The organism is Mycobacterium sp., from assembly GCF_035653355.1.
Classification (GTDB): Bacteria; Actinomycetota; Actinomycetes; order Mycobacteriales; family Mycobacteriaceae; genus Mycobacterium.
Window position 1 is genome coordinate 1 of sequence record NZ_DASRBZ010000146.1, and the last position, 11,597, is coordinate 11,597.

Consider the following 11,597-nt stretch of genomic DNA (forward strand, 5'->3'; position numbering starts at 1 on the left):
CCTGGTGGCTAGTCGGCAGGCGACCCGCTGCGCCCGGCGTCGCCGAGCTTGCGATCGCCTGGTGGCTAGTCGGCAGGCGACCCGCTGCGCCCGGCGTCGCCGGGCTTGCCATCGCCTGCTGGCTAAGCTCGCGAGCATGGCACCGGTGCTCACAGACGTCACCGACATCGTGCACCTCGCCCAGGGCGAGGCGGTCAACTGGCTGGTGGTCCGTGACGACCTCGGGGTGATGCTGATCGATTCCGGCTACCCCGGTGACCGCGACGACGTGCTGACCTCGCTGCGGCAGCTCGGCCACGAACCCGGCGATGTGTCTGCGATCTTGTTGACGCACGCCCACATCGACCATCTGGGCTCGGCCATCTGGTTCGCCAAAGAGCACGGCACCCCGGTGTATTGCCACCCCGACGAGGTCGGGCACGCCAAGCGCGAGTATCTGCAACAAGCCTCACCGGTCGATGTCGCCTTGCGGATCTGGCGGCCTCGCTGGGCGGTGTGGGGTGCGCACGTGGTGCGCAACGGCGGTCTGATCCGGGACGGTATCCCGACTGCACAACCGTTGACCACCGACATCGCCGCCCAGCTGCCGGGCCACCCATTGGCCATTCCCACCCCCGGGCACACCAGCGGCCACTGCTCGTACGTGGTCGACGGCGTGCTGGCCAGCGGGGACGCCCTGGTCACCGGGCATCCGCTGCTGCGCCACAGCGGGCCACAACTGCTGCCGGCGGTGTTCAGCCACAGCCAGGGCGACTGTGTCCGTAGCCTGGCCGCGCTTGCGCTGCTGGAGACCGAGATCTTGGCGCCCGGCCACGGCGACCTGTGGCGCGGTCCGATCCAGGAAGCCACCCAGCAGGCCGCGGCGCTGGCTCGCCAGTGACCCGAACCTGCACAACCCGGCGCTCGGCATCCGGATGGCGCTCGACAAGCTGACCGCCCTCGTGGAGTCGATCGATAACCGTTAAGCGCCGAGCAGGACGTCACAATTCGATCACGCTTACTCTCACGGTTTGTTAAGTATCGGGCGCGTACTCTAAGAAAATCGCCCCGAGTTACAGCAAAACTCGCACTTTCGGTAATAACGCTTGTCCGGCAGCGGGTTTCGCTGCCGTCAGCGAAACGTAGCAGCCGATTGTCTTCGCGTACGTTGGCTGGCGGGCCGGGGGAATCTGTGACCCAATCTGCAACGAAAAGGAAAAAGCAAGCATGAAACTCAGTGGTATGACCATGCGCAGGCAAGCCGTCGGCATCGCTGCGGCCAGCTGCGTACTCGGGGGTCTGGCCGCGACCACCATGGCGGCACCGAGCGCTTCTGCGGCGCCCGACTGCAGCCCGGCCGCGGTGAACGACACCGTCAGCTCGGCAACGGGTCAAGCTCGTCAATACCTCGACGCGCACCCGGACGCCAATGCGGCGGTGACGTCAGCGTTCACCCAGCCGCGCCCCCAGGCGGCAGCCAACCTGCGCAGCTACTTCACCGCCCACCCGCAGGAGTACTACGACCTGCGGGGGATCTTGGCGCCGATCGGTGACACCGAGCGCCAGTGCAATACAACCGCGCTGTCGCCGGATCTGCAGTCGGCCTACAACGAATTCATGGCCGGCTAACCGCTCCGGGCTCATTGACGGCCGGGAAGGGTGTGCCGTTGCGCCCGCCTCGGAGCGATTTCTGGCCGAGCCCTGGACAATCGCTCTGAGGCGGGCACAACCCCTACTCCCCAGCAGATCCGGTAGCGCGCTAACCGGCCAAACCCAGATGATCGCGCAGGGTGGTGCCACTGTATTCCGTACGGAACGCGCCGCGTTCCTGCAACAGCGGCACCACCTTGTCGACGAATTCGTCTAGTCCGTGCGGCGTCAGGTGCGGCACCAGGATGAACCCGTCGCACGCGTCGGCCTGCACGTAGCGGTCGATCTCGTCAGCGATATGTGCTGCAGTACCGACAAACTGGTGACGGCTGGTGACCGCGATCACCAACTCGCGAATCGACAGGTTGTCGGCCTCGGCGATGTCACGGTAGCGCCGGGCCACAGCAACCGGATCGCCGTGGCGGACGCGACCCTGCGTGATGCTGGTGTCACCGCTCGGCTCAATGTCAGGCAACGGGCCGTCGGGATCGTAGCGGGACAGGTCGCGGCCCCACACCTGCTCGAGCATGGCGATCGCGGTCGGGCCGCTGACTTGCTGATAACGGATGTGCCGGGCCTTATCCGCGGCCTCCTCGGCGGTGTCGCCGAGCACAAACGTAGCGGCGGGAAAGACCTTGAGCTCGTTGGGATCTCGACCGTATGAAGCGGCCCGGCTCTTGACGTCGGCGTAGTAGCGCTGCCCGTCCTCGAGCGTCGAATGCAACGTGAACAGCGCGTCGGCGTGGCGAGCGCCGAACGCGCGGCCTTCGTCGGAGTCGCCGGCCTGCAGCAGCACCGGATGGCCCTGCGGCCCGGCCGGCAGGGTCGCCACGCCGCGCACATCGAACTGCGGTCCCTGATGCTCGACGGTCTTGATGCGGCTGAGGTCGACGTAGATGCCCGTGTCGACGTCGGCTACCACGGCGTCGGTCGCCCAGCTGTCCCAGAACGCGCGGGCTACGGTGAGGAACTCCTCGGCGCGACGGTACCGGTCGGCTTGGTCAAGAAAGCCGTCGCGGCGGAAGTTGGCCCCGGTGAACGCATCCGAGGAGGTGACGATGTTCCAGCCGGCCCGACCTTCGGACAGGTGGTCGAGGCTGGCGAATTGGCGTGCCACTTCGAACGGTTCGTTGAATGTGGTGTTGATGGTTCCGGTCAGCCCGATCCGATCGGTGACCGCCGCCAGCGCGGCCAGCACCGTGAAGGTGTCCGGCCTGCCCACGACGTCGAGGTCATAGATCTGGCCGCGGTGTTCGCGCAGCCGCAGCCCCTCGGCCAGGAAGAAGAAATCGAACAGCCCATGCTCGGCGGTGCGGGCCAGGTGCACGAACGAGTCGAACTCGATTTGGCTGCCCGCCGCCGGGTCGGTCCATACCGTGGTGTTGTTGACGCCTGGGAAGTGCGCTGCGAGGTGAACCATCTTGCGCCGCTGGCTCATTCGGTCAGCCCCCAGCGTTTGGCGATCAGCTCGTGCGAACGCAGCCGGTCCTCGTGCCGGAAGGTAACCGACGTGACGACCAGCTCGTCGGCGCCGGTGAACCGCTGCAGCGCCTCCAATCGCTCGGCGACTTCGTCTGGGTTGCCGACGAATTGTGTTGCTATGCGGTCCTTTACCACAGCGAGCTGGTCGTCGGTCAACGGTGGGCAATTGTCGGGATCGGGATAGGGCATGGCGCCGTCGCCGGCACGGATGGAATACACCCAGTGGCCGTAGCTCGAGGCCAGATGTCGCGCGGTGGCGGTGTCGTCGGCGACGACGATGTCGGCCGAGACCGCGACGTAGGGGCGTGACAGTCTGGGCGACGGGGTGAAGGCGGCGCGGTAGGCGTCGACCGCGTCCAGCGCGGTGCCCGGCGTGATGTGGTAGCTGGCGACGAACGGCAGCCCCAATGCCCCGGCCACTTCGGCACTTCTGCCCTTGCTGCTACCGAAGATCCACGGCGTCAACCCGCTTCGTTCACCGGGCACCACGTGCACGTCAAACCCTTCGACCTGGTAGCTGCCCTTCAGCATCGCCATGATGTCGCCGAGCTGCTCGGCGAAGTCGGGCGCGACGGCTTCGGGCTGCTGCAGGATCGCCATGGTCGCCTGCACCCGCTCCTTGTTGAGCAGTGCACTCAGGTCGAACGGCGGCGGCACCACCACACCGTCGACCTCGCGCCATTCGCGTGGCGGCGGCTCGGTGTGAGGCCGTGGTGTGCGCGCCTTGTGCCCAGTAATGCGGCGCTGCCCCGATCGGCCGACGCCCAGATCGATGCGGCCGGGGTAAAAGGCCTCGAGCATCCCGAAACTTTCCACTACCGCCGCAGCGGTGGTGTGGCTGAGCTGAACAGCTGCCGAACCCACGCGAATTGTCTTGGTAGCAGCGGCGATTTGTCCTAGCAATACCGCCGGCGACGAGCTGGCCACAGCGACGAAGTGGTGTTCGGCGATCCAGAACCGCCGAAAGCCCCACTGTTCGGCGCGCTGGGCCAGGTCAATGGTGTTGCGCAGCGCAGCTGCGGCGTCGCTGCCTTCGCTGATCGGCGCCAGGTCCAGAACCGACAGCTGAACCCTGCTCACTGTCGCACCGCCGTATACCGGTTGCGCGCTACCGGTAATCCCAGCCGGTCGCGCAGCGTCTCACCGTCCCGATAACCGCTGCGGAACCGGCCGGCCCGCTGCAGCAGCGGCACCACATCGTCGACGATCACCGCTAGGTCGGTGGCGTTGACGGCCGGACGCAGCCGGGCACCGTCGATGCCGATCCGCTGCCAGTCCAGCAGCAGGTCAACCAATTCCGTTGGGCTGCTGGTGAATATCAACGCATCCGAGCGGAAGTCGCTGTCGCCGCCGAAGGCCACCACCACATCGGCGTAGATCTTCAGATGGTCACCCCCGGCGCTGCGCACCTCGTCGAGAATCCGCCGCAGCGCGGCGTTGTCGGTGGGAGTGATGAACACCAGGTCTGCACCGTTAGCCGCAAACTCATAGATCCGGGGCGCGTGGGCCAGGGCGGCAACCACCGGCTGGCCCTGCGGGGGTCGCGGCGTGATCGACGGCCCCTTGACCGAGAAGTACCTTCCGGTGAAGTCGATGTAGTGCAGCTTGTCTCGGTCGATGTAGCGGCCGGTGGCCACGTCGCGGATCACCGCGTCGTCCTCCCAGCTGTCCCACAGCCGGCGCACCACCTCGACGAAATCTGCTGCCTCGTCGAACAACTCGCCAAGGCCTGACGATCCATTGCGCCGACCGAACAGCGCCGCCTCGTGCCCGGTCGCGCTGACCCTGGCCTGCCAACCGGCGCGTCCGTGCGACACGTAGTCCAGCGTGGCGATGGCCTTGGACACGTGAAACGGTTCAGTGTGGGTGACGGTGGCCACCGGAATCAGTCCAATGTGGCGGGTCGTCGGCGCGACGCGGGCGGCAACCAGCACGGCGTCGGCGCGACCGGCCAGCCGCCGCGGGTCGATGGCTTCACGCCGTCCCGGCTGGGCAGTCAGCGTGTCGTCGATGGTGAGGAAGTCCAGCAGGCCGCGCTCGGCGGTGGCGGCCAAGGCCGCCCAGTAGCGCCCGGACAACACCGACGCGGAGGTCCGATCGGCGGCCAGCGTGGTGCGCCAGGCTTGCGGGTGCCAGCCGTAGCCGTCGAGCGCGACGCCCAGACGCAGAGGCGCGGTCACGGCAGCCACTTTTCGAACGCGATGGGTTTAAACGGTCCCCACGACGGCAGCGGCTCGTCGAGTCGGGTGTAGCCGGTGGCCTCATACAGCGCCTCGGCCTCCGGCTGCCGATTGCCGGTGATGAGGTACACCCGCCGGTATCCGCGGGCGGCACTCTCGTCTTCCAGCACCGACAGCAGGGCCTTGGCATAGCCGCGACGGCGATGCGCGCGGTCGGTCCAGATCCGCTTGAACTCGACGGTCTGGGTGTCGTAGCGGCGAAACGCCCCACCGGTGACGGGCAGGCCGTCGACCACGCCGATCACCAAACCGCCGTCCGGCGGCGTCAACTCGCCGGATGGAACTCGCAGCCACGTCAGGTGGGTTTGCGGCGTACCGCCATAGCGCTGCGCGTATTCGGCGGCCAGCTCGGTCAGCAGCGGCAGCGCCAGCGGGTCATCCTGGCCGACCGACACGAACCGCAGTCGGCCGGCCGCGGTGGACTGCACCGGTTGAGACATCACTCAACTGTCTAACGCCTAGCGGGCGCGCGCATTCCGAGGTTGCTCCACACGGACCGCGGTGACATACGAGCTCGCGACCGGCGCGTCGGCCCGCTGGCCGCGGCGCAGGCCGGGCAAACCGGTGACGCCGCACAGATCGGCCAGCGTGGTGTTGACCGTCTCCCAGCCGTGCGCGGTCAGGTATTCGGCGACGTCGTTGTGCTCGCCCGGGAAGGTCAGCGCGCTCATGTCGATGTCCAGGCCATGTTGTCGCCAGCGGGTGACCAGGGCAGGGTCGTAACCGGTTTGCGCCTGGCTGCCGCCGTGATCGGCGGCGAACCGGCTGCCCGCCGCGCTGAGCGCAGTGATGTTGTCCAGCAGTCGATCTTGGACGTCGTGCGGGAGTAATCCGATGAGCAGCCCTTCGGCGATCCACGCGCTGGGCTGGCTGGCGTCAAAGCCGACCCGCCGCAGCGCAGTGGGCCAGTCCTGCCGCAGATCGACGCCCACCGCGCGGCGTTTGGCCGTCGGCGCGGCGCCGAGGGACCGCAGGGTCTGGGTCTTGAACTCGATCACGTCCGGCTTGTCGAGTTCGTACACCGTAGTGTCGGGCGGCCACCACAGCCGATACGGCCGGGCATCCAGGCCCGAAGCCAGAATCACCACTTGCTGGATGCCCGCGATCCCGGCATCAGCGCAAAAGCCGTCGAAAAAACGGGTGCGCACGGCGAACAGATCGGTCATTGTCCCGAACACGAAATCGTCGCCGAGGTCGACCATGTCGAGCTCGCCGGCGGCGAGCCGGATGAAAAAGTCGAGCCCGACGGCACGCACCAACGGCTCGGCGAACGGATCGCTGATCAGGCCGCGCTTGGTCGCCACCGCGCGGGCTGTCGCAGCCATAGTCGCGGTGGCTCCGACGCTGGTGGCTGGGTTCCACGTGTCGTTGTCAGTGCGCGCCATCTCGCTCCCGTGACGCGTCGGAGTGGCGCCGCAACACCGCCGCGGTCGCCGCTCGCCATCCCAGCAGCAGCACCGCGGTGACCGATCCGGCGACCACCACGAAGCTGGCGGCCACCCCGGCACCGGTGGCCTTGCGCAACAGCATGCCGACCGCCAGCGTGCACAGCCATACGACGACACCGGTCGGGACGACGGCAGTCGGGCGTCGCCAGCCATTGGACGCCAGCCACCCCACCACGGTTCCGGTCAGAAACGGCCATGCCGTCGTTGCGACGCCCGCCACGTTGAGTCCTTCCTCGTGGCTGCGCCGGCCGACCGCACAGAACACCAGCACACACCCAACGTCGATGCCCAGCCACGCCGCGCGGTGCATGCCGTGACAGTACCTGGCACCTTGACCCTGACCTCGGGCGAATATAGGTTCGTCCGGAATGAATGCTGATTCACCCAGGTGCGCATGACCGGCACACTCGCAGTCGTGACCGGCGCGGGATCGGGTATCGGCAAGGCGATTGCGCTGGGTTTCGCAGCTCAAGGCGACCGGGTCGTCGCCGCCGACATCGACCAGGCGGCCGCCGAGGCCACTGCCGAAGAGCAGCCCGAGTTGATCACGGCGCTGCCGGTCGACGTGGCCGACCGCGCCCGGGTTGACGAGTTGCGCGACCGAACGCACGCCGAGGTCGGGGTGCCCAACGTCGTGGTCAACGCGGCGGGCTGGGACCGCAGCCATCAATTCCTTGAGGCCACAACGGATTTCGCCGAGAAGGTGGTCGCCATCAATTACCTGGGGCCGGTGCACGTGTGCAGCGCGTTCCTGCCGGGACTGATCGAGGCCGGCGGCGGCGGGCGGGTGATCAACCTTGCCAGCGACGCGGGCCGGGTGGGCAGCGCGGGCGAAACCATCTATGCCGGTGCCAAGGGCGGGGTGATTGCGCTGACGAAGTCGCTGGCCCGGGAAATGGCGCGCTACCAGATCACCGTGAATTGTGTGTGCCCCGGCCCGACCGACACCCCGCTGTTCGCGGCGATGCCCGAGAAGCTGAGAGAGGCGCTGATCAAGGCGATCCCGTTTCGGCGGCTGGCGCGCCCTGAGGAGGTTGCCGCGCCGGTGCTGTTCTTCGCCTCGGATGCCGCGTCGTTCATCACCGGGCAGGTCATCAGCGTCAGCGGCGGACTTACGATGGCCGGATGACAAGCTTCGACCCGATCGACCCGCTGAGCCTGGACGCGTCGCTGTCCGGCGACGAGGTCGCGGTGCGCGACACCGTCCGACAGTTCTGCGCCGAGCACGTCGCTCCGCACGTCGCCGACTGGTTCGAGATCGGAGACCTGCCGGTGCGCGACCTGGCAAAGGGCTTCGGCGAACTGGGCCTGCTCGGCATGCACTTGCACGGGTATGGGTGCGGCGGCGCGTCGGCGGTGCACTACGGGCTGGCGTGCCTGGAACTGGAGGCCGCCGACTCCGGTATCCGCTCGCTGGTATCGGTGCAAGGCTCGCTGGCCATGTTCGCGATCTGGAAGTACGGCTCCGAAGAGCAAAAGCAACAGTGGCTGCCGGGCATGGCGGCCGGCGAACTGGTCGGCTGCTTCGGGTTGACCGAACCCGACGTCGGATCAGATCCGGCAGCGATGAAAACCCGTGCCAGACAAGACGGTCCGGACTGGGTTCTCAACGGCCGCAAGATGTGGATCACCAACGGCTCGGTCGCCGACGTGGCGATCGTCTGGGCCGGCACCGACGACGGCATCCGCGGCTTCATCGTCCCGGCTAATACGCCGGGGTTCAAGGCCAACACGATTCACCACAAGCTGTCGTTGCGGGCGTCGATCACCAGCGAGTTGGTGCTCGACGACGTGCGGTTGCCTCAGGACGCACTGCTGCCCGAGGCGGTCGGGCTTCGCGGGCCGTTGGCGTGTCTGTCGGAGGCGCGTTACGGGATCGTCTGGGGAGCGATGGGGGCGGCGCGGTCAGCCTGGCAGGCCGCGCTCGACTATGCCACCCAGCGCACCCAGTTCGGCCGCCCGATCGCCGGATTCCAGTTGACCCAAGCCAAACTCGTCGACACGGCCGTCGAACTGCACAAGGGCCAGCTGCTGGCGCTGCACCTGGGCCGTCTGAAAGACAGCGTCGGATTACGGCCCGAGCAGGTCAGTTTCGGCAAGCTCAACAACACCCGCGAAGCCATCGAGATCTGCCGGACCGCCCGAACGATCCTGGGCGGCAACGGAATATCGCTGGAGTATCCGGTGATCCGGCACATGGTCAACCTGGAGTCGGTGCTGACCTACGAGGGCACGCCGGAGATGCACCAGCTAGTACTTGGCCAGGCCTTCACCGGTCTGGACGCCTTCCGATGACACTGACCTACACCGCCGAGCATCAGCAGTTCCGGGAACTGGTACGTGATTTCGTGCAGCAGACTGTGCTGCCCGCGCACGAGAACTGGGAAGACGCCGGCTGTTGGGACCGATCGCTGTTCACCGAGGGCGGGAAGCTCGGGCTGCTCGGTTTCCCGGTGCCTGAGGAGTTCGGCGGCCCAGGCGTTGACGACTTTCGCTACCACGTGATCCTCGTCGAGGAACTGCAGCGGGTCGGCGCGGCGTCCGAGGCTGTCGCGTTCTCGCTGCAGAACGACATCGTGCTGCCGTACCTGACGGACCTGACGACGGCCGAGCAGAAACAGCGGTGGCTGCCCGGCGCGGTGAGCGGCGAGACTGTGCTGGGCATCGCGATGACCGAGCCGGGCGCCGGCAGCGATCTGGCGGGTATTCGCACAACGGCGGTGCGCGACGGCGACCACTATGTCGTCAACGGCGCGAAAACCTTTATCTCCAATGGGCGAAACGGTGACCTGTTCGTCGTGGCGGTACGCACCTCGCCCGACCGCCACAAGGGACTGTCGCTGCTCGTCGTCGACGCCGACACACCGGGCTTCAGCCGTGGCCGCAACCTGGAGAAAATCGGACTGCATGCCCAGGACACCAGCGAGCTGACCTTCACGGACATGCGCGTGCCCGTCGACAACCTTCTCGGCGAAGAGGGTCGCGGCTTCTACCAATTGATGGAAAACCTTCCGCAGGAGCGGCTTTCATTGGCCGTGGGTGCGGTCGGCGCGGCGGAGGGAGTGCTGGCCCAGACACTGGATTACGTGCGGCAGCGGCAAATTTTCGGCAGGCCGATCGCCAGTTTCCAGCACACCCAGTTCGTGCTCGCCGAGCTGGCCACCGAACTCGACATCGCCCGAACCTATCTCGACGACTGCATCGCCGAGCACTTGGCCGGTGAGCTGACCGCGGCGCGGGCGGCCCGGCTGAAGTGGTGGACCACCGAGCTGCAGGCCCGCACCGCGGACCGATGCCTGCAATTGCATGGCGGTTACGGTTACATGCGCGAATACCCGGTGGCGCGGGCCTTCGTCGACGCCCGCATCCAGACCATCTACGGCGGCACCACCGAGGTCATGAAGACCATCATCGCCAAAGACCTTGGCCTGTGATGGCTTCCGATTACAGTGCGCTTCCCGTTGAGGAGGCGGTCCGCGCGGTCCGGGCCACTTCGCGGCGCCGCCAGTTGCTCGACGCCGCGGTCAAGGTCATGAGCAAGACCGGGTTTCACCAGATGTCGATGCAGGAGCTGGCCAGTGAGGCCAGCGTCAGCGTCGGCTTGATTTACAAATACTTCGGCGGCAAAGAGGATCTGCTGCTGGCGACGATCCTGCGGATCCAGGACGCGTTCCGTGACCAGCTGGCCCCGGTCATGGCGGCTGCTGGCGATGATCCCGTGCAACGGTTGTCAGCCGGTATTCGGCGCTATATCGAGATCGTCGACGATAATCTCGACGCGGTAGTGCTCACCTATCGGGAGAGCCGCACGCTGGATGCGGCCGGCCGCGCGCAGATCAAGGAACTCGAAATCGCCACGGCGGCTCCGCTGCGCTCGGCCATCGAAGCAGGCATCGCTAACGGCGTATTCCGCGAGGTCGACGTGGACCTGGTGGTGTTCGACATCATGCTGCTTGCGCACGGATGGGCGTTGAAACATTGGCATTTCGGGCCGATCTACAGCCTCGACGAGTACATCCGGTTGCAGACCCGCCATATGCTCAACGCGCTGATTCCACCCGATCGCCGCAACGATTACCAGCATCTGGTGAGCTAGGCAGCGGCCGGTCGTCGCAGGGACCGACTGTGCGGCCGTTGCGGCTCAACGCAACTCTGGTCATTTACGACCGGCGGCCGGGGCCAGGCGGGCCATCCCGCGCAGAACCCACGGTGTTCGCCGCGCCATCACCCCAATGGCGCGGTCCGACCGGCGCATCGCGGTCCGAGGCCCGGGCGTGGGTATTAACGCCAGCTCGGCTTCTGCTGATCCGGCCCGCGCGCCATGGCGGTCGACTGCGACGAGCTGCCAGGTTCCTGGAACGCCACGTAACTCGACGCTGCCGCGGTCGTGGAAGCCCGTGCCCGAGCCCACGACCAGATCCCGGACTGTGCGCGAGACGAGGATTTCGCCGGGTCCGGCCAGGGCGAGGATCCGAGCGGCGATGTGTACGGCGATCCCGCCGATGTCGGAGCCCAGCAGTTCGCACTCGCCAGTGTGAATGCCCGCGCGGATCTGGATGCCCATTCTGTCGGCATCAGCACACAAGGCGTCGGCGCAGCGGATGGCCTGCGTCGGGCCATCGAACGTGATGAGGTGGCCATCGCCCGTGCTCTTCACCACCGTGCCGCCGAATCTTTCGGTGAGTTCGGATGTGACCTCACCAAAACGGTGGAGCACCGCGCGCCATCGCTCGTCGCCGGTCGCCGCGGCGTGTTGCGTCGACGAAACCATATCGGTGAACAGGACAGTGCGTAGGGC

13 protein-coding genes are annotated in these 11,597 nt (G+C 66.9%); 6 read left to right on the forward strand and 7 right to left on the reverse strand.

Going from position 1 to position 11,597, the window contains the following annotated elements:
* The first annotated feature begins 136 nt into the window (after positions 1-136).
* Positions 137-880, forward strand: a complete 744-nt coding sequence (locus VFA16_RS04660; protein WP_324966686.1) for an MBL fold metallo-hydrolase — start codon at positions 137-139, stop codon at positions 878-880.
* Between the two features lie 326 nt (positions 881-1,206).
* On the forward strand, positions 1,207-1,608 hold the full coding sequence (locus VFA16_RS04665; RefSeq protein ID WP_324966687.1) for a heme-binding protein: 402 nt from the start codon (positions 1,207-1,209) through the stop codon (positions 1,606-1,608).
* A gap of 130 nt (positions 1,609-1,738) precedes the next feature.
* On the opposite strand, the gene VFA16_RS04670 is transcribed toward VFA16_RS04665, so the two are convergent.
* Genes VFA16_RS04670 through VFA16_RS04695 form a run of 6 tightly spaced genes read right to left on the reverse strand, consistent with a single transcriptional unit; the run spans position 1,739 to position 7,109 of the window.
* Positions 1,739-3,067, reverse strand: coding sequence for an NtaA/DmoA family FMN-dependent monooxygenase (locus tag VFA16_RS04670; RefSeq protein ID WP_324966688.1), 1,329 nt, complete (start codon positions 3,065-3,067; stop codon positions 1,739-1,741).
* The gene (locus VFA16_RS04675; protein WP_324966689.1) at positions 3,064-4,191 is read right to left on the reverse strand and encodes an LLM class flavin-dependent oxidoreductase; all 1,128 of its coding nucleotides are present in this window, start codon (positions 4,189-4,191) and stop codon (positions 3,064-3,066) included. Before VFA16_RS04675 ends, VFA16_RS04670 begins: the two co-directional genes overlap by 4 nt.
* Positions 4,188-5,291, reverse strand: coding sequence for an LLM class flavin-dependent oxidoreductase (locus VFA16_RS04680; RefSeq protein ID WP_324966690.1), 1,104 nt, complete (start codon positions 5,289-5,291; stop codon positions 4,188-4,190). Before VFA16_RS04680 ends, VFA16_RS04675 begins: the two co-directional genes overlap by 4 nt.
* The gene (locus VFA16_RS04685; RefSeq protein ID WP_324966691.1) at positions 5,288-5,791 is read right to left on the reverse strand and encodes a GNAT family N-acetyltransferase; all 504 of its coding nucleotides are present in this window, start codon (positions 5,789-5,791) and stop codon (positions 5,288-5,290) included. The genes VFA16_RS04680 and VFA16_RS04685 overlap by 4 nt, the downstream gene beginning before the upstream one ends.
* A gap of 18 nt (positions 5,792-5,809) precedes the next feature.
* Complete coding sequence (locus VFA16_RS04690) at positions 5,810-6,736, reverse strand: SAM-dependent methyltransferase (RefSeq protein WP_324966692.1); 927 nt, start codon at positions 6,734-6,736, stop codon at positions 5,810-5,812.
* Positions 6,723-7,109 carry a DUF3054 domain-containing protein gene (locus VFA16_RS04695; RefSeq protein WP_324966693.1) on the reverse strand — a complete coding sequence of 129 codons (387 nt, stop codon included), beginning with the start codon at positions 7,107-7,109 and terminating at the stop codon, positions 6,723-6,725. The genes VFA16_RS04690 and VFA16_RS04695 overlap by 14 nt, the downstream gene beginning before the upstream one ends.
* Before the next feature lie 84 nt (positions 7,110-7,193).
* On the opposite strand from VFA16_RS04695, the gene VFA16_RS04700 reads away from it, so the two are divergent.
* Genes VFA16_RS04700 through VFA16_RS04715 form a run of 4 tightly spaced genes read left to right on the forward strand, consistent with a single transcriptional unit; the run spans position 7,194 to position 10,895 of the window.
* Entirely contained in the window at positions 7,194-7,928 is a 735-nt protein-coding gene (locus tag VFA16_RS04700; RefSeq protein ID WP_324966694.1) for an SDR family NAD(P)-dependent oxidoreductase, read from the forward strand.
* A complete protein-coding gene (locus VFA16_RS04705; protein ID WP_324966695.1) occupies positions 7,925-9,094 on the forward strand; it encodes an acyl-CoA dehydrogenase in 1,170 nt (389 codons plus the stop codon). The genes VFA16_RS04700 and VFA16_RS04705 overlap by 4 nt, the downstream gene beginning before the upstream one ends.
* Positions 9,091-10,233, forward strand: a complete 1,143-nt coding sequence (locus VFA16_RS04710; protein WP_324966696.1) for an acyl-CoA dehydrogenase family protein — start codon at positions 9,091-9,093, stop codon at positions 10,231-10,233. The genes VFA16_RS04705 and VFA16_RS04710 overlap by 4 nt, the downstream gene beginning before the upstream one ends.
* Positions 10,233-10,895, forward strand: coding sequence for a TetR/AcrR family transcriptional regulator (locus VFA16_RS04715; RefSeq protein ID WP_324966697.1), 663 nt, complete (start codon positions 10,233-10,235; stop codon positions 10,893-10,895). Before VFA16_RS04710 ends, VFA16_RS04715 begins: the two co-directional genes overlap by 1 nt.
* A gap of 60 nt (positions 10,896-10,955) precedes the next feature.
* On the opposite strand, the gene VFA16_RS04720 is transcribed toward VFA16_RS04715, so the two are convergent.
* Positions 10,956-11,597: adenylate/guanylate cyclase domain-containing protein (locus tag VFA16_RS04720; RefSeq protein ID WP_324966698.1), on the reverse strand; the 642-nt coding region annotated here is incomplete at its 5' end.

What these genes read in the sequence shown, in the direction of transcription:
- VFA16_RS04660 (WP_324966686.1), top strand. Translation starts at nt 137, where the DNA reads ATGGCACCGGTGCTCACAGACGTCACCGACATCGTGCACCTCGCCCAG.
- VFA16_RS04665 (WP_324966687.1), top strand. Translation starts at nt 1,207, where the DNA reads ATGAAACTCAGTGGTATGACCATGCGCAGGCAAGCCGTCGGCATCGCT.
- VFA16_RS04670 (WP_324966688.1), bottom strand. Translation starts at nt 3,067, where the DNA reads ATGAGCCAGCGGCGCAAGATGGTTCACCTCGCAGCGCACTTCCCAGGC.
- VFA16_RS04685 (WP_324966691.1), bottom strand. Translation starts at nt 5,791, where the DNA reads ATGTCTCAACCGGTGCAGTCCACCGCGGCCGGCCGACTGCGGTTCGTG.
- VFA16_RS04690 (WP_324966692.1), bottom strand. Translation starts at nt 6,736, where the DNA reads ATGGCGCGCACTGACAACGACACGTGGAACCCAGCCACCAGCGTCGGA.
- VFA16_RS04695 (WP_324966693.1), bottom strand. Translation starts at nt 7,109, where the DNA reads ATGCACCGCGCGGCGTGGCTGGGCATCGACGTTGGGTGTGTGCTGGTG.
- VFA16_RS04700 (WP_324966694.1), top strand. Translation starts at nt 7,194, where the DNA reads ATGACCGGCACACTCGCAGTCGTGACCGGCGCGGGATCGGGTATCGGC.
- VFA16_RS04705 (WP_324966695.1), top strand. Translation starts at nt 7,925, where the DNA reads ATGACAAGCTTCGACCCGATCGACCCGCTGAGCCTGGACGCGTCGCTG.
- VFA16_RS04710 (WP_324966696.1), top strand. Translation starts at nt 9,091, where the DNA reads ATGACACTGACCTACACCGCCGAGCATCAGCAGTTCCGGGAACTGGTA.
- VFA16_RS04715 (WP_324966697.1), top strand. Translation starts at nt 10,233, where the DNA reads ATGGCTTCCGATTACAGTGCGCTTCCCGTTGAGGAGGCGGTCCGCGCG.